This window comes from Micromonospora sp. NPDC051196 (genome assembly GCF_040682415.1).
Lineage (GTDB): Bacteria > Actinomycetota > Actinomycetes > Mycobacteriales > Micromonosporaceae > Micromonospora.
The window spans coordinates 1,038,645-1,059,707 of sequence record NZ_JBFBAY010000001.1 but is presented as its reverse complement, the minus strand read 5'-3'; the positions used below and the strand labels follow the sequence as shown (position 1 = coordinate 1,059,707).

Below are 21,063 nucleotides of genomic sequence, written 5' to 3'. Positions count from 1 at the left end.
GGTCAGCTGCAGCCGCTGGTGGAGCCGCAGCCTTCGCAGACGTAGCAGCTGCCGGCGGGGCGCATCTTCGTACCGCAGGTGAAGCAGAGCGGTGCGTCGGCGGCCTTGCCGATCACGGCCTCCAGCAGCTCGGTGCTGGAACCGACCGCCGGCGCCGGCTTGACCGCGGCGACGTCGGCGAGTTCCTTGGCCGGCTGGGCGACCGGGCCGACCTTCGGCTCCTCCGGCTTGGTCTCCACTGGCGCCGAGGAGGCCATCGCGGTCAGGTCCGTGCCGTTCGCCTCCGCCTCGGCCTCGGCCGCCAGCTGGGCGGCCCGCTCCTTGGCGGTGAAGATGCCCAGCTCGGCGCGGCGATCGTACGGCAGGAAGTCCAGCGCCAGGCGACGGAAGATGTAGTCCATCACCGAGGCGGCCATCCGCACGTCCGGGTCGTCGGTCATACCGGCCGGCTCGAAACGCATGTTGGTGAACTTGCTGACGTACGTCTCCAGCGGAACGCCGTACTGCAGGCCGATGGAGATGGCCACCGAGAAGGCGTCCATCACACCGGCCAGGGTGGAGCCCTGCTTGGACATCTTGAGGAAGACCTCACCGAGGCCGTCGTCCGGGTAGGAAGAGGCGGTGAGGTAGCCCTCGGCGCCACCGACCGAGAAGGAGATGGTCTCCGACGGGCGCTTCTTCGGCAGCCGCTTGCGTACCGGGCGGTACTCCACGACCTTCTCCACCACCGGCTCGACGGCGGCGGACGCGGCCGGCTCAGCGGTCTTGTTGGGCTTGGCCGCCGACAGCGGCTGGCCGACCTTGCAGTTGTCCCGGTAGATCGCCAGCGCCTTGAGGCCGAGCTTCCAGCCCTCGAAGTAGATCTTCTCGACGTCCTCCACGGTGGCCTGCTCCGGCATGTTCACCGTCTTGGAGATGGCACCGGAGATGAACGGCTGCACCGCCGCCATCATCCGCACGTGACCCATCGGGGCGATGGACCGCTCGCCCATGGCGCAGTCGAAGACCGGGTAGTGCTCCGGCTTGAGGCCGGGGGCGTCCACCACGTGGCCGTGGTCGGCGATGTGCTCGACGATCGCCTCGACCTGCTCCTCCGGGTAGCCGAGGCTGCGCAGGGCGCGCGGCACGGTCTGGTTGACGATCTGCATCGAGCCGCCGCCGACCAGCTTCTTGAACTTGACCAGCGCCAGGTCCGGCTCGACGCCGGTGGTGTCGCAGTCCATCATCAGGCCGATGGTGCCGGTCGGCGCGAGCACGCTGGCCTGCGAGTTACGCCAGCCGTTCTTGTCGCCGATCTTGTTGCCCTGGGTCCACTGCCTGGTGGCCTCGCGGACCACCGCGGTGGCCACGGTCCCGGTGGGCTTGATCTCGTCGTTGGCGGCGGCGTGCTTGCGCATCACCCGCTTGTGCGGCTCGGCGTTGCGGGCATAGCCGTCGTACGCGCCGACGATGCCGGCCAGCTCGGCCGAACGGCGGTACGCCGTGCCGGTCATCAGCGAGGTGATCGCGGCGGACAGGGAGCGCCCCTGGTCCGAGTCGTACGGCAGGCCGGAGGCCATCAGCAGGGCACCGAGGTTGGCGTACCCGATGCCGAGCTGCCGGTACGCCCGGGTGGTCTCGCCGATCTTCTCCGTCGGGAAGTCGGCGAAGCAGATCGAGATGTCCATCGCGGTGATGACGAACTCGACCGACTTGACGAACTTCTCCACCTCGAAACCACCGTCGGCGCGGAGGAACTTCATCAGGTTCAGCGAGGCCAGGTTGCACGAGGAGTTGTCCAGGTGCAGGTACTCCGAGCACGGGTTCGACGCGGTGATCCGGCCGGTCTCCGGGCAGGTGTGCCAGTCGTTGATGGTGTCGTCGTACTGCAGGCCGGGGTCGGCGCACTCCCAGGCGGCCTGGGAGATGGTGCGGAACAACTTCTTCGCGTCGATGGTCTCGATGGTCTGCCCGTCGAGCCGACCACGCAGGTCGAAGCCGCTGCCGTTCTCGACCGCGGTCATGAACTCGTCGGAGACCCGTACCGAGTTGTTGGCGTTCTGGTACTGCACGCTGACGATGTCGGCGCCGCCCAGGTCCATGTCGAACCCGGCGTCGCGCAGCGCGCGGATCTTGTCCTCCTCGCGCGCCTTGGTGATCACGAACTCCTCGATGTCGGGGTGATCGACGTCGAGAATGACCATCTTGGCGGCGCGCCGGGTGGCGCCGCCGGACTTGATGGTGCCGGCGCTGGCGTCGGCGCCGCGCATGAAGCTGACCGGGCCGGAGGCGGTGCCTCCGGAGGAGAGCAGCTCCCGGGAGGAGCGGATCCGGGAGAGGTTCACCCCGGAGCCGGAGCCACCCTTGAAGATGAGCCCCTCCTCCTTGTACCAGTCGAGGATGGAGTCCATCGAGTCGTCGACGGCCAGGATGAAGCACGCGCTGACCTGCTGAGGCGAGGGCGTGCCGACGTTGAACCAGACCGGCGAGTTGAAGCTGAACACCTGGTGCATCAGCATCCAGGTCAGCTCGTGGGCGAAGACCTCGGCGTCGGCCGGGGAGGCGAAGTAGCCGTACTCCTCACCGGCGGTGCGGTAGGTGGTGACCACCCGGTCGATCAGCTGCCGCAGCGACCACTCCCGCTCCGGGGTGCCCACCGCGCCCCGGAAGTACTTGGTGGTCACGATGTTGGCCGCGTTGACGCTCCAGCTCTCCGGGAACTCCACCCCACGCTGCTCGAAGTTGATCGAGCCGTCCCGCCAGTTGGTCATCACGACGTCGCGCCGCTCCCAGGCGACCTCGTCGTACGGGTGGACGCCCTCGGTGGTCCAGACCCGCTCGACCTTCAGACCCGCGCCGGCCTTGCTTCGTGTCCTGCTTGTTGTCACGCCATCCCCCGGCATCTCATCCGCCCCCTCGTCCGCGCGGCACCGCGCGATCCGACTGTCACTACCACTGAAGAAAGTTCACTGCGCGGGGCCGGCGGCGGCGGCCGTCTCGGCCTGCGCGTCCTGCCGGGCACGCGCGGCTGCCCGCAGCGTCTCGATCTCCCGCTCGAAATCGGCGAGCGAGTCGAACGACCGGTAGACGCTGGCGAACCGCAGGTAGGCGACCTCGTCCAGGTCCCGCAGGGGACCCAGGATGGCCAGCCCCACCTCGTGGCTAGGGATCTCGGCGGCCCCCTTGGCCCGGATGGTCTCCTCGACCCGCTGCGCCAGCAGCGCGATCGAGTCCTCGTCGACCGGCCGGCCCTGGCACGCCTTGCGCACCCCGCCGATGATCTTCGTACGGCTGAACGGCTCGGTCACCCCGCTGCGCTTGACGACCGCAAGCACCGCCTCCTCGACCGTGGTGAACCGCTTGCCGCACTCCGGGCAGGAGCGCCGGCGACGGATCAGCTGGCCGTCGTCGGCCTCCCGCGAGTCGACCACCCGGGAGTCGGCATGCCGGCAGTACGGACACCGCATCGCCCGACCTCCTCAATCGACCACGGGCACGCCTACGGCCGCCTCCGGGCACGATTCAGCGCGACGAACCATCCTTCAGGGGATGGCCGCCGACCTGACTGTACGGGAGTGCGGTCCGTAGTCGAACCCAACCTGTAGGCGAGTTACGCCCGTGTGACTACTACATCTAGGGGTTGAACCTAGGCCGCTGGCGAACCGCGGTCAAGTTGACCGGCGTGTCCGGCGCGTCACCTGACAGCCCACCCGACCGGCGACTCCGACGCAACCCGAGAGCCCAACGCACCGGGGTGACGCCGGTTACCGCCGGACCGGATCGGATCTCCGGAAAACGCATCGGATCGAACATCCGTTCGAGTAGACGTACCATTTACCAGAACAGGCGTACGACTGTCATCGTTCTGCGTGCCGACACGCGGAGAAACCTCGTACAGATGTTTGAAAATGACCGATCTCACCTATACGGTCGTGAACAGCCGGAGGTGACCATGGTCGACCTGCTGTCCGGCAGACCACCGTACGCACCACGAGCCGCCGAGGCACCTAGCGCCGACCAGGGAGGACGGACGTGACCCAGGACCGGGCCAACCGGCCACACAGCCCGCAGAGCAGCGAGGCGGGGCCGCCGCCCACCCGACGCCGCAGCGTGACCCGCGCCCGGGCCGCGCAGCCCGCCGTGCGCCCGGTAACCCCGGTGACCAACGCCTTTCCGGACCCGGCGACCGCCGACCTCACCGCCCGGCAGCGGCGCATCCTGGATTTCATCCGCACCTGGGTGGAACGGCACGGCTACCCGCCGAGCGTGCGCGAGATCGGCGAGGCCGTCGGACTGGTCTCCCCGTCCAGCGTCGCCTACCAGCTCAAGGAGCTGGAGAAGAAGGGTTTCCTGCGGCGTGACCCCAACCGGCCGCGCGCGGTCGACGTCCGCCCGCCCAACGACATCGACGACGAACTGACGCGCTCGCAGCGTCCCACCCCGGCGTACGTACCGATGCTCGGCCGTATCGCCGCCGGTGGGCCGATCCTCGCCGAGCAGTCGATGGAGGACGTCTTTCCGCTGCCCCGCGAACTTGTCGGCGAGGGCGAGGTCTTCATGCTCCAGGTCAAGGGCGACTCGATGCTCGACGCTGCCATCTGCGACGGCGACTGGGTGGTGGTTCGGCAGCAGCCCACCGCCGACTCCGGAGAGATCGTCGCCGCCATGCTCGACGGCGAGGCGACGGTGAAGACCTACCGACGGCGCGACGGCCATGTCTGGCTGATGCCGCAGAACCCGGCATTCGACCCCATTCCCGGCGACGACGCCACCATCATGGGCCGGGTGGTCGCCGTACTACGGCGGATCTGACCCTGGACACCGACCGGTGCTGGCCGCAGGGTCAGTACCGGTCGCCCCGGTAGCCGTAGGTGCTGCCGGGCGGCTGACCGTACGGCTCAGAGTTGTCCTCGCGGTAACGGCCGGAGCGTCGGCCGCGGTAGTCGGGATCGGCCGGGCCACCGCCCCGCCGGGGCGGCTCGGCGCGGCCCGTGCCGCGGGGCGGCTCCGCACGACCACCGCCACGGGGCGGTTCGGCGCGACCGCCACCGGGCGGGCCGCCGGAACGGCCGCTACCGCCGTACACGCCACCACCACCGCCGGCCGATCGAGCGCCGCCGGGCCGACCACCGTTGCCGGGCCCACCCTCGCCGGTACGGCCGCCACCGCCGTATACACCGCCACCGCCCGGACGGGCACCGTTGCCGCCGGCACGCCCCCCGTAGACCGGCCCGGACCGGGCACCACCAGGTCGTTCGCCGTTCGGCGAGCCGCCACCGTACACACCACCGGCCGGGGCACCACCGCCGTACACACCACCAGGCCGGGCGCGGTCGTTGGCCGTACCATCGTCGGCCCTGCCGGCGGGACCGGGGCCGTCGTCGTCCCGGTCACGCCCCTTGCCTGCCGGCGCCGGCCGCTTGCGGGCCCGCAGGATTCCGAAGATGCCCGCGCCGACCAGCAGCGCACCGAGTACGCCCACGGAGGCGATCAGGTACGTGATGTCGTTGAGGGTCAACCCGTCGATGAACGACTGACCGGCCGACTTCTTCGCCGCGTCCGGATCCTCGGCCAGCTTCTTCGGGCCCTCCGTGGAGGGGGTGTAGCTGAGAATGTCGATCGGTTCGTCGTCGTCCAGGTGACCGGCGTCGGAAACGGTCAGGAAAGTCTTCCCGTCGGTGGAGTACGCGATCGCCTCACCGAACGGGTCGGCCAACGCGGTGACCCGGGGCGTGCCGGTGGTCAGGGCACCGACGATGTCGCCGTTCTGGACGTCGTACTCGAAGGCGTCGGCGTAGGTACGCAGCACGACCCGGGAACCGTCCGGAGACCGGGCGGCACCGGTGATCGCGACGCGGCCGAAGGTGCTCAGCGGGTTCTCGGTGTCCGTTTTCGGCAACGTGATGTCGCCGAGCTTCTTCATCGGCACCGGCTCGGTGTCGCCGGTCTTCAACGGGCCGTCCGGAGCGAAGATCTCGGCCTTGCCGGCGGTGACCTTCGTGATGATCAGCGGCAGGTTGTCGTCGCCGATCAGCAACGCCTCGGCGTCGTGGGGCTTACCGCCGGGGTACGACAGCCGGTGCAGGACCAGCTGCTTGCTGCCGTCGACCGGCATGCTCCAGACCGCCACCCGCTCGCGGCGCTGCCGGCTGGTGACGTTGTCGCCGGTGTCGGCGATCCACAGCTTCTTCTTGTCCGGCGAGACGGCAAGATCCTCGGTGTCGAACGGCCCCCCACCGGAATAGCCGACGTCGCGAACGACCTGGCAGTCCTTGTTCAGGTAGAAGACCCGCTTGCGGTCGTCCTGGTCGGTGCTGTCGTTGATCACGATGTACCCGTTGCGGGTTACCACCAGACCGGACATCTCCCGCAACCGCGAATCGGTGACGGTGCACTGCTTCTTACCCGCCTTCGCCAGCGGCGACCCGAGCACGGCGGAGGCAGGCGACGGTGCCGTCACGGCGGCACCGGTGGCTGCCACGGTGGCCCCGAGCAGGCCGAGCGCAACCGTGACCGAGGAAACAGTGCGGAGCATGAAAGAAGTGTCGCATGCCGGAAGTTTCCGTCGGGTGACGCCGCAGGAGCCTTACCGGGCGGTATGGACCGCCTCCACCGTGTCGCGGTATGGGGCCAATTCGGCCGCGAGAGCCTCATTGACCCGTACGTGCAGCATCGTCCCCTCCGCCAGGTGGGCGGTGCTGAGCACCTCACCCTGCCGGTGCACGCGGGCCACCAGGTCACCTCGGTCGTACGGCAGCACCACCCGCACGTCGACCGCCGGGCGGGGCAGCCGCTGCTCGATGATCGCGCGCAGCTCCTCGATGCCGCGCCCGCTGTGCGCGGAGACGAACACCGCCTCCGGCCAGATCCGCTTGAGCTGTAGCAGCGTCTCCTCGTCGGCCGCGTCGGTCTTGTTGACCACCAGCAGCTCGGGCAGCCGGTCGGCGCCGACCTCGGTCAGCACCTCCCGTACGGCCCGGACCTGCTCCTGCGGATCCGGGTGGGTGCCGTCGACCACGTGCACCACCAGGTCGGCCTCGGCGACCTCCTCCAGCGTCGAGCGGAACGCCTCGACGATCTGGTGCGGCAGGTGCCGGACGAAACCGACGGTGTCGGAGAGGGTGTAGACCCGCCCCTCGGAGGTGGTGGCGCGGCGGGTGGTCGGATCCAGAGTGGCGAACAGTGCGTCCTCCACCAGCACGCCGGCACCGGTGAGCCGGTTGAGCAGGCTCGACTTGCCGGCGTTGGTGTAGCCGGCGATGGCCACCGCGGGGACCGCGTTGCGGGAACGACGCGACCGCTTGGTCTCGCGTACGGTGCTCATGGCCTTGATCTCCCGGCGCAGCCGGGCGATGCGGTGGCGAATCCGCCGCCGGTCGGTCTCCAGCTTGGTCTCACCCGGGCCACGAACACCCACACCGCCACCGGCACCGCCACCGCGACCCGAACCACCGGTCTGCCGGGACAGCGTCTCACCCCAACCGCGCAGTCGGGGCAGCAGATATTCCAGTTGGGCCAGCTCGACCTGGGCGCGGCCCTCCTTGCTCTTGGCGTGCTGGGCGAAGATGTCGAGGATCAGCGCGGTGCGGTCGACCACCTTGACCTTGGTGCGCTGCTCCAGGTTGCGCAGCTGGGACGGGGACAGCTCACCGTCGCAGATCACCGTGTCGGCGCCGGCGGCGAGCACCACCGAGCCGAGGTCGTCGACCTTGCCGCGACCGATGTAGGTGGCCGGGTCGGGCCGGGTGCGTCGCTGGATGAGCCCTTCGAGCACCTGCGAGCCGGCGGTCTCCGCCAGCGCGGCCAACTCGGTGAGCGAGTTCTCCGCGTCGGTCTGGGTGCCCTCGGTCCAGACGCCGACCAGGACCACCCGCTCCAGTCGCAGCTGCCGGTATTCGACCTCGGTGACGTCGGTCAGCTCGGTGGAGAGGCCGGGGACCCGTCGCAACGCCTGCCGCTCGGAGAGTTCGTACTCACCGGTGGTCGTGTCGAGTTCGTCGTTGGGAACGTAGGTCTCCTGGTCTCGCAAGCGTCTCTCCTGTCCGAACTGTTCGTGTACCAAGCAATCCTGTCATGTGACAACGCCAGTCGCACCCGCTATATGCCCAGCCCACAAAGCGGCACAATTGGGGGCGGCTGCCAGACGCCCAGGTAGAGCGGGTAGAAATTCCATGAGCCGTTCAGCGCCGACGGAGGGACCTGCGTGGCCATCACCCGACTGCCCAGTGCCGGATTCTCGATCACGGTCCGGATCGCCGTGCCCGCCGATGCCTCCTCGATCGGCCGTCTCACCACCTCGGTGGGCGAGGCGGGAGCGATCGTCACCGCATTGGACGTGGTCGATTCCGACCCCAACCACGTGATCGTGGACCTCACCTGCGACACCGCCGACGCCGGCCACGCCGACCAGGTGGTCGACGCGCTGCGGGCACTCGACGGCGTGGACGTGCGCAAGGTTTCCGACCGCACCTTCCTGCTGCACCTCGGCGGCAAGATCGAGGTGAGTCCGAAGGTCGCGCTGCGTACCCGTGACGAGCTGTCCCGCGCGTACACCCCGGGAGTGGCTCGGGTCTGCCAGGCGATCGCGGACAACCCCGCCGACGCCCGCCGGCTGACCATCAAGCGCAACACCGTGGCCGTGGTCAGCGACGGCTCGGCGGTGCTGGGGCTGGGCAATCTCGGCCCGGCCGCGTCGCTGCCGGTGATGGAGGGCAAGGCGGCCCTGTTCAAGCGCTTCGGCGGGGTGGACGCCTGGCCGGTGGTCCTCGACACCCAGGACACCGACGAGATCGTCGCCATCGTGAAGGCGATCGCGCCCGCGTACGGCGGGATCAACCTGGAGGACATCGCGGCGCCACGCTGCTTCGAGATCGAGGCACGGCTGCGCGAGGCGCTGGACATCCCGGTCTTCCACGACGACCAGCACGGCACCGCGATCTGCGTACTGGCCGCGCTGACCAACGCGCTGCGCGTGGTGGGCAAGCGACTCGCGGACGTACGGGTGGTCGTCTCCGGTGCCGGTGCCGCCGGCACCGCGATCATGAAACTGCTGCTGCGTCAGGGCGTCGGCGACGTCATCGCGTACGACCGCCAGGGTGCCCTGCACCGCGGCCAGGCCGACCTCAACCCGGCCTGGCAGTGGCTGGCCGAGAACACCAACCGGGACGGCTACTCGGGTGACCTGCCCGGGGCGCTGGACGGTGCCGACGTCTTCATCGGGGTGAGCGCGCCGAACCTGCTCACCGGCGACGACATCGCGCGGATGGCCAAGGACGCGATCGTCTTCGCGCTGGCCAACCCGGACCCGGAGGTCGACCCGCGGGAGGCGCGCAAGCACGCCGCCGTGGTGGCGACCGGCCGCTCCGACCAGCCGAACCAGATCAACAACGTGCTCGCCTTCCCCGGCGTCTTCCGGGGCATGCTCGACGCGCACGCCGAGGAGTTCACCGAGGAGATGGCGATCGCCGCCGCCCAGGCCATCGCCGACGTGGTCGGCGAGGAGAAGATCAACGCAACGGTCATCGTGCCGAGCGTCTTCGACTCCCGGGTGGCCCCGGCGGTCGCCGCCGCCGTCCGCGCCGCCGCCCAGAACCCCGCCAGCACTCCCCCACCCGCCGCCGACCCCGGCCCCGCCGACCTCCCCGAGATCGCCGCCAACGCCTCCGCCACCCCCTAACCCACCCCCGACCACCCCACCCCACCCCACCGCCCCGCTACACCGCGGCGCCCCTCTCCGCGTCGATCTTGCACTTTCTGTCGGGACAAATCGCCTGGAATAGGGCAATCCGACGACCGAAAGTGCAAGATCGACGTGGGGCGGGGAGGGAGGGGCGGACGGGGAGGGAGGGGCGCGGGTTAGGGAGTGGGGAGGGTTAGGGTGCCGGTGGCGATCAGGAGGGCGGGGCCGGAGAGCCAGCAGGAGTCGTCGGTGAGGGTGACGGTGAGGCGGCCGCCGGGGACGTCGACGGCTACCGTGCCGACCTCTCGGGCGGTCTCGCGTAGGGCGACAGCGGCTACGGCACAGGCGCCGGTGCCGCAGGACAACGTCTCGGCGGAGCCTCGTTCGTAGACCCGCATCAACACGTGCCCGTCGACGCCGTCGAGCGGCTCTGCGGGGGCGGTGAACTCGACGTTCACCCCGGCCGGGAAGATCGCCGGGTCGAATCCGGGCGCCCGGGTCAGGTCGAGTCCGGTCAGCTCAAGCCCGGCCGGCAGCGGGCAGACCAGATGGGGGTTGCCGACGTCCACCGCGGTGCCGGGCAGGGTCAGCCCGCCCAGGGCGGCCGTGGAGGTCGCGTACAGCCGGGGTCTGCGCATTTCGACGGCGATGTCCTCGCCGTCGAGGCGGGCCCGCACGAGACCGGCCCGGGTGGCCACCGGCAGGGCTCCACCCACCGGCGTGGCCAGCCCGGTTTCCAGCAGGAAGCGGACGAAGACCCGAGCGCCGTTGCCGCACATCTCGGCGAAGGAGCCGTCGGAGTTCCAGTAGTCCATGAACCACTCGGCGTCGCCGGCCAGGGCGGCACCGTCGGGATGCTTCGCGGCCCGGATCACGCGCAGCACGCCGTCGCCGCCGAGGCCCCGCCGTCGGTCACAGATCGCGGCCACCAGATCCGGGGTCAGATCCAACGCGCCGTCCGGGTCGGGCAGGATCACGAAGTCGTTGCCGGTGCCGTGCCCTTTGGTGAACTTCACGGCTCCATCATCGCGCAGCGTCACCGAGGATCCGCAGGGCATCCTCGACCAGTGTCGGCTCGGCCGAGTTCAGCCAGTGCACCCGCGGGTCACGCCGGAACCAGGAACGCTGGCGGCGGACGAACCGCCGGGTCGCCCGTACGGTGTCGTCGCGGGCCTCGGTCTCGGTCAGCTCTCCCGCCAGCATGCGCAGCACCTGCTGGTAGCCGAGCGCCCGGCTGGCCGTACGCCCCTCGGGCAGGCCATGCCCGACCAGCCGCCGCGTCTCGGCGACCAGTCCGTCGGCCCACATCCGGTCCACCCGGACGGCGATCCGCTCGTCGAGCCGGGCGGTGTCCAGGTCGACGCCGATCTGCACGGCGGGGTAGTAAGGCGTCGGCTCGGGCAACGCGGCGGTGAACGGAGCCCCGGTCAGCTCGATCACCTCCAGCGCGCGGACGATCCGCCGACCGTTGCCGGGCAGGATGCTGGCCGCCGCCACCGGATCGGCCTCGCGCAGTCGCGCGTACAGCGGCGCCGGCCCGGCGGTGGCGAGTTCGCTCTCCAGCCGCGACCGCAGCACCGGATCGGTGCCGGGGAACTCGAACTGCTCCAGCACCGCCCGCACGTACAGCCCGGACCCGCCCACCAGCAACGGCACCCGCCCCCGGGCGAGGATGTCGTCGACCGCAGCCCGCGCCAGCCCTTGGTACTCGGCGACGCTGGCCGGCTCGGTGACCTCCCAGATGTCGAGCAGGTGGTGCGGCACACCCTCCCGTTCGGCGACGGTGAGTTTGGCGGTGCCGATGTCCAACCCCCGGTAGAGCTGCATCGAGTCGGCGTTGACCACCTCGCCGTCCAAGGCGTGGGCCAGGGCGATGCTGAGCGCCGACTTTCCCGCCGCCGTGGGTCCCACCACGGCGACCACCGTGCCCGGGGTCACGGCCGTTCCCAGTTGGCCACGAAGTAGGCGACCCCGTAGGGCGCCACGTGACAGCTCAGCTCGCCCCACCAGTCGCCGCCGGCGGCGCGGGCCGCACCGGCCAGCGCCTGCCAGGGTGCCCGGCCGGCGACCCGCAGCTGAGCCGAAAGCTCCGGGTCCAGGCCGAGCAGGGTGTCGATGTCCGCGTCGGCCAGGGCATCGGCGACCCTCACGTCGTACGCCTCGGCGCGTGGGTCGGCGTAACCGGGCGCTCCCTCGCCCCGGCAGGCCGACCCGTCACCCATCACCAGCAGCGCCCAGTCCCGTTCGCCGCCCCAGCCGGCACCGAACGCCGCACACTCCGCCGGGTCGGTCTGGCTCGCCAGGGCGTACATGCCGGGCACCGCTGGTCGGTCGACGCCCGACCGGACACGGCCCAGCAGCCACGTGCCGATGGTCAGGCTCAGCGGCAGATCGGGCCGACCGCCGGTGCGGAGCCGACCGAACGCCGGTTCGACGGGCAAGCCGTAGGGCGCGAGCGAACCATGGAAGGGCGGGCCGTAACGAAGCGTCTGCGGACCGTCACCGACGACCAACACCTCGGCGGCGCCCGAGTCGACCAGACGGGTGACCGCCGCGTCGCAGGCCCGACGGAGATCGTCCAACTCTGCGGCGGCGGCACCTGCGACCTCGGGGACCAGCAGCGGCGGGTGCGGGCAGACGGCGGCGGCGACCAGTGGCACCCGGCAACCGTATCGGTCGAGCCGCGTCGGCGGTGCACCCGAGGTCGCCGCCAAGGCCGCTGAGCTGCCACAGCGCCACCTGATGCGGCGCCGGCGCGGCGTGGCCGCAGCGACGAGCGGCGCTGCACCGACGGTACGCAACGGCACGCCGGTCCGGATGATGCCACGGACCGCCTAGGACACCGTATGGTCACGGTCGGCGATAGGCGCTCGACGCGGACCGGGGCGTACCTGTGACAATGCCCGGAGAAACTTGGCTGCGCCGTGGCGGTGCCCGGGAGAGAGTTCTCCCAGGGGCACCGGGAGAACGAGGATGGGCACATGAGCGACTGGACTGCCTTCGGACGGGTGGACGCGGACGGCACCGTTTACGTCAAGACCGCCGAGGGCGAGCGGGTGGTCGGATCCTGGCAGGCGGGAGCACCGGAGGAGGGGCTGGCACACTTCGCCCGCCGCTTCGCCGACCTGGTGACCGAGGTGAACCTCACTGAGGCACGGCTCAACTCCGGCGCCGCGGACGCCAACCATTCGCTGGCCACCGTACGACGGATTCGCGCCTCGCTGGCCGACGCGCACGTGGTCGGTGACATCGACGCGCTGGCCGCGCGGTTGGACAAGCTCGCCACGGTGGCTGAGGAGAAGGCCGGCGAGGCCAAGGCCGCCAAGGAGGCGGCCCGCAGCGAGGCGTTGGCCCGCAAGACCGCACTCGTGGAGGAGGCGGAGAAGCTGGCCGCCGAGTCGACCGGCTGGAAGACCGCGGGTGATCGACTCAAGGAGATCCTCGACGAGTGGAAGACCATCCGGGGGGTCGACAAGAAGACCGACGGTGAGCTGTGGAAGCGGTTCGCCGCCGCCCGTGACGGCTTCACCCGCCGTCGGGGTGCACACTTCGCCTCCCTGGACGCGCAGCGCAAGCAGGCGCAGACGGTCAAGGAGGAGTTGGTCGCCGAGGCCGAGAAGGTCAAGGACTCCACCGACTGGGCTTCGGCTGCCAACCAGCTGAAGGACCTGATGAACCAGTGGAAGGCCGCACCGCGTGCCTCGAAGGAGGCCGAGCAGCGACTGTGGGAGAAGTTCCGCGCCGCGCAGGACGCCTTCTTCACCCGCCGCAGCGAGGTCTTCTCGGCACGGGACAACGAGCAGCGTGCCAACCTGGAACGCAAGCAGGCGCTGCTCGCCGAGGCGGAGGCGCTCGATGTCGACGGCGACCCGAAGGGCGCCCAGGCCAAGCTGCGGGAGATCCAGGCGCAGTGGCACGAGGCCGGTCGGGTTCCCCGCGAGGCGGCTGCCGGGTTGGAGCGCCGGCTGCGTGCTGTCGACGAGAAGGTCCGCGAGGTGATGGACTCGGCGTGGCGCCGGACCAGCCGGGAGGACAACCCGCTGCTGGCGCAGATGCGGGCCCAGGTCGCCGAGGCCGAGGAACGGCTGGCGCGGGCTCAGGCCGCCGGCGACGCCCGGCGGGTCAAGGAGGCCGAGCAGGCCCTCGCCTCCAAGCGCCAGTTCCTTACGCTGGCGGAGCAGGCCGGCTGAGCTGAACCCTGGACGCCCCCGGTTCCGCACCTGGAACCGGGGGCTTTCCGTTTCTCATGCCGCTGGTCACGGCGATGTTAGCGTTCGACATTTACATCGACGCCGATCTGTGATTACCTGAGGAAAGCGCTTGCCCTCCATGGGTGGGCACGGGAGCCGTTCCGACCAGTTCATCCGACGGCAGGACGCAACTCTGCGACCGCCAACGGCATCGCTGCCGCTGGGCACGGCAGGCTCCGATGCCGGGCGTACTCCTGCCGACCTGACGGGATGACGCATCCAGGCGTACGCCACGGCGCTTCACCACCCTCCACAGCCGCCGTGGCTGCCCGCGTCACGGACTCGTCCGCCGCCGGTGCCGGCAGCCGGTCCGCGACGCCGCGACGCGCGTCGTCCGACCCGTTCCGCGTATCCAGAGGATGAGGAGATTGACCGTGCTTGCAATCGTCAAGCGTCGCCTGACCCGGCGACTGGCGGTACTGGCCGCGACGGCGGTCGCACTGCCCGCGGCGGTGGTCGCGGTGGCGGTGGCCCCGGCTTCGGCCGCCACCGTGGACACCAGCGCCTACTACGTGTTCGTCAACCGCAACAGCGGCAAGGCGGTGGACCTGTGGAACTGGTCCACCGCCGACGGCGGTGAGATGCGGCAGTTCACCCGGACCGACGGCAACAACCAGCAGTTCCAGTTCGTCGACGTGGGCAGCGGCTACTACCAACTGCGCAACCGGCACTCCGGCAAGGTCGTCACCGTTCCCAACTCCAACGATGGTGTGCAGGTCACCCAGGTCACCGCGAGCAGCGACACCAAGCAGCACTGGCGGCTCGCGGACTCCGCCAACGGCGACGTCCGGTTCATCAACCGGCACAGCAACAAGGCCCTGGAAGTGTGGCAGTGGTCGACCGCTGACGGCGGCGTCGTCTCGCAGTACGCGGACCTGGACGGCGCCAACCAGCGTTGGCAGTTGGTCAGGTTGGGCGGCGGCGGTACCACTCCCCCACCCAACCCGGGCCCGCAGACCGGACTGGTCGGCTGGGCCACCCAGAACGGCGGCACCACCGGCGGCGGCAGTGCCGGCACCACCACGGTCACCAGCGCCTCGGCGCTGACCAGCGCGTTGAACTCCACCAGCGCGGCGGTGATCCGGGTTTCCGGCACCATCAACTGCTCGGGGATGCTGCGGGTACGGTCCAACAAGACCATCCTCGGCAACGCGGGCGCCACGATCGCCGGCTGCGGCTTCACCATCAACGGTGACCGCAACGTGATCATCCGCAACCTGACCTTCCGGAACTGGGGCGACGACGCGATCAACATCGAGCAGTCGGCCACCAACATCTGGGTCGACCACAACACCTTCAGCAGCGGCTACGACGGTGCGGTCGATATCAAGCGGGGCTCCGACTTCATCACCGTCTCGTGGAACCGGATCTTCAGCCACGACAAGGCGATGCTGCTCGGGCACAGTGACGACAACGGCAGCCAGGACATCGGCAAGCTGCGCGTCAGCTACCACCACAACTGGTTCGACGGCAGCAACCAGCGCAACCCGCGGGTCCGCTTCGGCAACCCGGTGCACGTCTACAACAACTTCTACAGCAACGTGCGTGGCTACGGAGTGGCGTCCACGATGAACGCCGGTGTGCTGGTCGAGGGCAACTACTTCGAGAACACCCCGGACCCGTTCCACCGGGGTGAGGGCGACTCCGGGCCGGGTGCCCTGGTGGCCCGCAACAACCACTTCGTCAACTCGGGCAGCGGGCAGGCCGGTGGCAGCGTGGCCGGCATCCCGTACGGCTACACCCTGGACAACGCGAGCAGCGTGAAGTCGATCGTGACGGGCGGCGCGGGCGCCGGCCGTATCTCGGTCTGACGGCAGGGCGGTCGGGGCCCGGTCCGCCGGGCCCCGACCGGCTCAGCGCGTGGGCCCGGTCCGCCGGCTCAGCGCATGTGCCGGGCGCCGTCGGCCCACGGTCGGCTCAGTGGGAGACGGCGCAGCCGGTCGTCGGTGCGGGCGGCGCGGCCGGCGCACCGATGGTGGGCAGGCCGAGCAACACCCCGGGGGTACGCGCCGGCCGCCCGGCCTCGGCCGCGTCACCGGCCCGGGTGCGCCGATGCGACAGCGGCTCCCCGTCTGCGTTGAGGTGGTGTGGCGCGGCGTAGGTGACCACGGTGTGCACGATGTCGCCCGGACGGATCGCCCCGGCGTAGGAGCCGGCGTCGAAGTGCACCAGGCGACCGTCGCGGGCCCGCCCGGACAGCCGCCCGGTGCGCTCGTCCTTACGGCCCTCCCCGACGGCGACGAGCACCTCGACCGGCTCGCCGACCAGCTTCTTGTTCTCCGCCCAGGTGATCTCCTCGACGCAGGCGATCAGCCGCTCGTAGCGCTCCTGCACGACCTGCTTGGGCAGTTGGCCGTCCATGGTCGCGGCGGGCGTACCGGGGCGCTTCGAATACTGGAAGGTGAAGGCGGAGGAGAACCGGGCCGCCCGGACCACGTCCAGGGTGCGCTCGAAGTCCGCCTCGGTCTCGCCGGGGAACCCGACGATGATGTCGGTGGTGATGGCGGCGTCCGGCATCGCCGCACGAACCTTGTCGATGATGCCCAGGTACCGCTCGGCTCGGTACGACCGGCGCATCGCACGCAGTACGTCGTCCGAGCCGGACTGCAACGGCATGTGCAACGAGTGGCAGACGTTCGGCGTCTCGGCCATCGCCGCGATCACGTCGTCGGTGAAGTCCTTCGGATGCGGGCTGGTGAACCGCACCCGCTCCAGCCCGTCGATGTCACCGCAGGCCCGCAGCAACTGGGCAAAAGCGGACCGGTCACCACTGCGTTTCCAGTTCGGCTCGCCAGCGTCGCCGAACGCCACGCCGTAGGAGTTGACGTTCTGCCCGAGCAGGGTCACCTCCAGCACGCCCTCATCGACCAGGGCGCGTACCTCGCTGAGGATGTCGCCGGGGCGGCGATCCTTCTCCTTGCCGCGCAGCGACGGCACGATGCAGAACGTGCAGGTGTTGTTGCAGCCCACCGAGATCGACACCCAGCCGGCGTAGGTCGACTCCCGACGGGTGGGCAGGGTCGAGGGAAACACGTCGAGGGATTCGAGGATCTCCACCTCGGCGGCGGCGTTGTGCCGGGCCCGTTCCAGCAGCACCGGCAGCGATCCGATGTTGTGCGTGCCGAAGACCACGTCGACCCAGGGCGCCTTGCGGACGATCTCGCCCCGGTCCTTCTGGGCCAGGCAGCCACCGACCGCGATCTGCATCCCCGGATGCCGGTTCTTGACCGGACGCAGGTGCCCGAGGTTGCCGTACAGGCGGTTGTCGGCGTTCTCCCGGACCGCGCAGGTGTTGAACACCACCACGTCCGGAGAGTCGTCGATCTCGCCCGCACGGACGTAACCGGCCTGCTCCAGCAGCCCGGAGATGCGCTCGGAGTCGTGCACGTTCATCTGGCAGCCGTAGGTGCGCACCTGATAGGTGCGCGGGCTGCCCGCCGCTGCGGTAGTCATGACGTGCACAGCGTATCCGGCACCATGGGATAGGACGGAACGAGGATGAACCGTGTGCCGACGCACCAACCGTCCCCGGTAAGGAAGGGCCCCTTCTTAACGCCTGCGGTAGAGGAAGGGCCCCTTCTTAACGCTCAGGCGGCGGCGAGGGCCGGATTCACCGAGTCCGGAGCCCAGCGGGAACGGTGGCAGCGTGACCAGCCTCGGCAGCGCGGGTCGGCCTCGGTGCACAGGCGTCGGTCGCTGAGCACCTCGCCGTCGTCGGTCTCCCGGACGTCGAAGTGCACCGGGCGGATGCTGCCGTCGGGTGCGACCAACAGGTGCCGGGTGTCGTCGAGCGTGTCGTCGCGCAACAGGCAGTTGCGGTCCAGCAGCCGGGCCAGTGCCGCGATGCTGGGTAGCTCGGGCAGGCCGTCGGGCACGCCGTAACAGTCCACGATCGTGGCGAATTCCCCGGGCGCCTGCCAGACGTCGCAGACCACCGCGTACGTGGGCAGCCGCGTCGGGTCCGCGACGGCCAGGGGCATCACCACCCGACCGAGTGCATCGGCCAGCGCCGGGTAGACCTCCACCGGTCGTACCTGGTCGATTCTCCAGTTCCACAGCTCGGTCATGCCGCCTCCTCGCTGTGCTCGTCCCAGGGGCCTCGGGATCGGGCCCTACCCACGATGGTGGGGGGCATTTGCCCTCAGGCAGGGGCAAGTTACCGGTCTGTGACCATTCTGGGCAAATTTCCCCCGCACCACATCGCCGTGGGTAGCGGGAAGGTGACAGTTTATCGGGTATCGTGCACGCTTAACGGCACGGCTCGCCGCCCGAGCGTCGCCGCTAGCGCAGTACGACGAGGTGCTCGCCGCGCGGCAGCAACTCACCGATCACGGGTGCGCCGGGAATCTCCCCGGCCACCAGCAGGCCGCCCGAGGTCTGTGCGTCGGCCAGCAACAGCCGGTCGATCTCACCCGCCGCGTCCAGGTCGGTCCACGGGGTCACCCACTCCAGGTTGCGGCGCGAGCCACCGCTGACGTACCCGTCCCGGGCCGCCTCCCGAGCGCCGGCCAGGAAGGGCACCCGGTCGACGTCGATGGCCACCGTCAGCTCGCTGGCGCGGGCCAGCTTCGAGGCGTGGCCGAGCAGACCGAATCCGGTCACGTCGGTGCCGCACCGCACCCCGGCCGCCACCGCCGCCCGGGCCGCCTCCCGATTGAGGGTGGTCATCGCCGCGACCGCCTCGGGAAAGCTCTCCCCGGTGTTCTTGTGCCGGGTGTTGAGTACGCCGATGCCGAGCGGCTTGGTCAGCGACAGGGGCTGCCCGGCCCGCCCGGCGTCGAGGGTGATCAGTTCGTCCGGCCGGACCAGCCCGGTCACCGCCAGGCCGTACTTGGGGCCGTCGTCGTCGACGCTGTGCCCACCGGCCAGGTGGCAGCCGGCGGCGCGGGCGACGTCCAGCCCACCACGCAGCACCTCCCGCGCCAGTTCCAGCGCAAGCACCTCGCGTGGCCAGCAGAGCAGGTTGAGAGCGACCAGCGGCCGGCCGCCCATCGCGTACACGTCCGACAGCGCGTTGGTCGCGGCGATCCGGCCCCAGTCGTAGGCGTCGTCGACCACCGGGGTGAAGAAGTCCGCAGTGGTCACCACACCGGTCTGCGCGTCCAGCCGGACCACCGCGGCGTCGTCGCCGTGCTCCAGCCCGACCAACAGATCTGCCGAGCTGACGGCGGGGCCGAGACCGGCCACCATCGCCTCCAACTCACCCGGCGGAATCTTGCACGCGCATCCGCCACCCCGGGCGTACCTGGTCAATCGCACCTGCTCGGTCACCATCACATGATCTACATCACCGGCCCGAGACGCCACCCGGAGCGGGCAATTTCGGACGCCGGGGCGCGATCCGCAACGGTGTTACCGCTCCGTGACCATCTGAGTTGTGTTCTGCCACGTCGCCCCGCCTACAGTGGCCGCTATCCAGGGGTCGACCGACCCCGAAAGTAACGAGGGGGACGGTGGACGACGTGACGACGGGCGAACCGCTCATCGTGCTGGATTCGGTCAACAAGTGGTTCGGGCCGCTGCACGTGCTGGACGACGTCTCACTGTCGGTGGGTCGCGGCGAAGTGGTCGTGGTCATCGGCCCGTCCGGCTCCGGCAAGTCGACCCTGTGCCGCACGATCAACCGACTTGAGCCGATCAATTCCGGCACCATCACCTTCGACGGGCAGGCGCTGCCGGCCGAGGGCAAGGCACTGGCCAGGCTGCGCAGCGAGGTCGGCATGGTGTTCCAGTCGTTCAACCTCTTCGCGCACAAGACGATCCTGGAGAACGTCACTCTCGGCCCGATCAAGGTGCGCAAGGAGAAGCCGGCCGCGGTCCGTGAGCGGGGCCTGGCCCTGCTCGACCGGGTGGGCATCGCCAACCAGGCCGACAAGTTCCCGGCCCAACTCTCCGGCGGCCAGCAGCAGCGCGCCGCGATCGCCCGCGCGCTGGCGATGCAGCCCAAGGCGATGCTCTTCGACGAGCCCACCAGCGCCTTGGACCCGGAGATGGTCGGCGAGGTGCTGGATGTCATGACCTCGCTCGCCCGCGAGGGCATGACCATGGTCGTGGTCACCCACGAGATGGGCTTCGCGCGGCACGCCGCCAACCGGGTCATCTTCATGGCCGACGGCAAGCTCGTCGAGGACGCGACTCCGGCGGAATTCTTCGCCAACCCGCGCAGCGAGCGCGCCAAGGACTTCCTCTCCAAGATTCTCACGCACTAGGCGGTCCGTAGCGGAGTAGGCCGTGACCCGGCAGGCTCCCGTTCCAGAAGGAGAACAAAGTATGCGAATGAAGCGTATGGCGGCAATCGCCGCTGCTGCCGGTCTTGCGGTCACCATGGCCGCCTGTGGCGGCGACAGCGACGAGGCCGGCAGCGGCACCGGCGCCACCGGCATCGTCGGCAAGGCCGAGAGCCAGAAGAAGCTGGTCATCGGCGTCAAGGCCGACCAGCCGGGCCTGGGTCTGCAGACCGGTAGCCAGTACGAGGGCTTCGACATCGAGATCGGCAAGATCATCGCGAAGGGCCTCGGCGTCGACGCGGGCAACATCGAGTGGAAGACCACCGTGTCGGCCAACCGTGAGCCCTTCATCGAGCAGGGCACCGTCGACCTGGTGGTGGCCACCTACACCATCAACGACGAGCGCAAGCAGAAGATCAACTTCGCTGGCCCGTACTACATCGCCGGCCAGGACCTGCTGGTCAAGTCCGACTCGACCATCACCGGCCCGGACCAGCTGGCCGGCAAGACGGTCTGCTCGGTCAGCGGCTCGACCCCGGCCAAGCGGATCCAGGAGAACTACCCGGACGCCCGGCTGCAGCAGTTCGACTCGTACTCGAAGTGCCTGCCGCTGCTCGACGGTGGCCAGGTTGACGCCGTGACCACCGACGACATCATCCTCGCCGGCTACGCCGCGCAGGACCAGTACGCCGGCAAGTTCAAGGTCGTCGGCAGCACCTTCTCGGACGAGCCGTACGGCATCGGCCTGAAGAAGGACGACACCACCGGCTGCGAGAAGGTCAACGAGATCCTCAAGGCCGCCGCCGCCGACGGCAGCTACAAGGCCGCCTGGGACGCCACCCTGGGCAAGAGCGGCACCCCCGCGCCCGAGCTGGACACCACCAAGCTGACCCACTGCGGCGCATGACCGGTTCCGGAGCCGGCATCC

Annotated in this window: 16 protein-coding genes; 6 read left to right on the top strand and 10 right to left on the bottom strand. The window is 69.9% G+C overall.

The genetic code is table 11. The annotated features are described in order from the left end of the window. Positions 1-2: 2 nt before the first annotated feature. Entirely contained in the window at positions 3-2,882 is a 2,880-nt protein-coding gene (locus AB0M35_RS04855; RefSeq protein ID WP_363741428.1) for a vitamin B12-dependent ribonucleotide reductase, read from the bottom strand. Between the two features lie 63 nt (positions 2,883-2,945). Then, positions 2,946-3,446: a transcriptional regulator NrdR gene (gene nrdR, locus AB0M35_RS04850; protein ID WP_363741426.1), complete on the bottom strand. Its 501-nt coding sequence runs from the start codon at positions 3,444-3,446 to the stop codon at positions 2,946-2,948. Between the two features lie 565 nt (positions 3,447-4,011). On the opposite strand from nrdR, the gene lexA reads away from it, so the two are divergent. Continuing rightward, positions 4,012-4,791, top strand: a complete 780-nt coding sequence (gene lexA, locus AB0M35_RS04845; RefSeq protein ID WP_363741424.1) for a transcriptional repressor LexA — start codon at positions 4,012-4,014, stop codon at positions 4,789-4,791. 31 nt (positions 4,792-4,822) lie between these two features. Here lexA and AB0M35_RS04840 read toward each other — a convergent pair whose 3' ends face one another. Together AB0M35_RS04840 and hflX are read right to left on the bottom strand one after the other, a co-directional pair. Then, on the bottom strand, positions 4,823-6,514 hold the full coding sequence (locus AB0M35_RS04840; RefSeq protein ID WP_363741422.1) for a hypothetical protein: 1,692 nt from the start codon (positions 6,512-6,514) through the stop codon (positions 4,823-4,825). 51 nt (positions 6,515-6,565) lie between these two features. Then, positions 6,566-8,008, bottom strand: a complete 1,443-nt coding sequence (hflX, locus tag AB0M35_RS04835; RefSeq protein ID WP_363741420.1) for a GTPase HflX — start codon at positions 8,006-8,008, stop codon at positions 6,566-6,568. 174 nt (positions 8,009-8,182) lie between these two features. On the opposite strand from hflX, the gene AB0M35_RS04830 reads away from it, so the two are divergent. Next, complete coding sequence (locus AB0M35_RS04830) at positions 8,183-9,655, top strand: NAD-dependent malic enzyme (RefSeq protein ID WP_363741418.1); 1,473 nt, start codon at positions 8,183-8,185, stop codon at positions 9,653-9,655. Between the two features lie 179 nt (positions 9,656-9,834). Here AB0M35_RS04830 and dapF read toward each other — a convergent pair whose 3' ends face one another. Genes dapF through AB0M35_RS04815 form a run of 3 tightly spaced genes read right to left on the bottom strand, consistent with a single transcriptional unit; the run spans position 9,835 to position 12,318 of the window. Beyond that, positions 9,835-10,674 (bottom strand): diaminopimelate epimerase, encoded by an 840-nt coding sequence (gene dapF / locus AB0M35_RS04825; RefSeq protein WP_363741416.1) that lies wholly within the window; start codon positions 10,672-10,674, stop codon positions 9,835-9,837. 7 nt (positions 10,675-10,681) lie between these two features. Beyond that, positions 10,682-11,596 carry a tRNA (adenosine(37)-N6)-dimethylallyltransferase MiaA gene (miaA, locus tag AB0M35_RS04820; protein ID WP_363741413.1) on the bottom strand — a complete coding sequence of 305 codons (915 nt, stop codon included), beginning with the start codon at positions 11,594-11,596 and terminating at the stop codon, positions 10,682-10,684. Next, positions 11,593-12,318, bottom strand: a complete 726-nt coding sequence (locus AB0M35_RS04815) for a hypothetical protein (RefSeq protein ID WP_363741411.1) — start codon at positions 12,316-12,318, stop codon at positions 11,593-11,595. Before AB0M35_RS04815 ends, miaA begins: the two co-directional genes overlap by 4 nt. A gap of 321 nt (positions 12,319-12,639) precedes the next feature. Here AB0M35_RS04815 and AB0M35_RS04810 point away from each other — a divergent pair, with 321 nt between their 5' ends. Then, entirely contained in the window at positions 12,640-13,848 is a 1,209-nt protein-coding gene (locus tag AB0M35_RS04810; protein ID WP_363741408.1) for a DUF349 domain-containing protein, read from the top strand. Between the two features lie 434 nt (positions 13,849-14,282). After that, complete coding sequence (locus tag AB0M35_RS04805; protein WP_363741406.1) at positions 14,283-15,719, top strand: RICIN domain-containing protein; 1,437 nt, start codon at positions 14,283-14,285, stop codon at positions 15,717-15,719. A gap of 106 nt (positions 15,720-15,825) precedes the next feature. On the opposite strand, the gene miaB is transcribed toward AB0M35_RS04805, so the two are convergent. From miaB to selD, 3 genes are all read right to left on the bottom strand, one after another. Next, entirely contained in the window at positions 15,826-17,361 is a 1,536-nt protein-coding gene (gene miaB, locus AB0M35_RS04800; protein WP_363741404.1) for a tRNA (N6-isopentenyl adenosine(37)-C2)-methylthiotransferase MiaB, read from the bottom strand. A 134-nt stretch (positions 17,362-17,495) separates the two neighbouring features. Next, complete coding sequence (locus AB0M35_RS04795; protein WP_363741402.1) at positions 17,496-17,975, bottom strand: hypothetical protein; 480 nt, start codon at positions 17,973-17,975, stop codon at positions 17,496-17,498. 214 nt (positions 17,976-18,189) lie between these two features. Next, positions 18,190-19,179 carry a selenide, water dikinase SelD gene (gene selD / locus AB0M35_RS04790; protein WP_363741400.1) on the bottom strand — a complete coding sequence of 330 codons (990 nt, stop codon included), beginning with the start codon at positions 19,177-19,179 and terminating at the stop codon, positions 18,190-18,192. Between the two features lie 182 nt (positions 19,180-19,361). On the opposite strand from selD, the gene AB0M35_RS04785 reads away from it, so the two are divergent. Next, entirely contained in the window at positions 19,362-20,117 is a 756-nt protein-coding gene (locus tag AB0M35_RS04785; protein ID WP_363741398.1) for an amino acid ABC transporter ATP-binding protein, read from the top strand. 61 nt (positions 20,118-20,178) lie between these two features. Next, the gene (locus tag AB0M35_RS04780; RefSeq protein ID WP_203219797.1) at positions 20,179-21,042 is read left to right on the top strand and encodes a glutamate ABC transporter substrate-binding protein; all 864 of its coding nucleotides are present in this window, start codon (positions 20,179-20,181) and stop codon (positions 21,040-21,042) included. Positions 21,043-21,063 lie beyond the last annotated feature (21 nt).

Bases quoted from the DNA above. Each gene is read 5' to 3' on its own strand.
- AB0M35_RS04855 (WP_363741428.1), bottom strand. From the start codon at position 2,882: ATGCCGGGGGATGGCGTGACAACAAGCAGGACACGAAGCAAGGCCGGC.
- nrdR (WP_363741426.1), bottom strand. From the start codon at position 3,446: ATGCGGTGTCCGTACTGCCGGCATGCCGACTCCCGGGTGGTCGACTCG.
- AB0M35_RS04840 (WP_363741422.1), bottom strand. From the start codon at position 6,514: ATGCTCCGCACTGTTTCCTCGGTCACGGTTGCGCTCGGCCTGCTCGGG.
- AB0M35_RS04810 (WP_363741408.1), top strand. From the start codon at position 12,640: ATGAGCGACTGGACTGCCTTCGGACGGGTGGACGCGGACGGCACCGTT.
- miaB (WP_363741404.1), bottom strand. From the start codon at position 17,361: ATGACTACCGCAGCGGCGGGCAGCCCGCGCACCTATCAGGTGCGCACC.
- AB0M35_RS04795 (WP_363741402.1), bottom strand. From the start codon at position 17,975: ATGACCGAGCTGTGGAACTGGAGAATCGACCAGGTACGACCGGTGGAG.
- AB0M35_RS04780 (WP_203219797.1), top strand. From the start codon at position 20,179: ATGCGAATGAAGCGTATGGCGGCAATCGCCGCTGCTGCCGGTCTTGCG.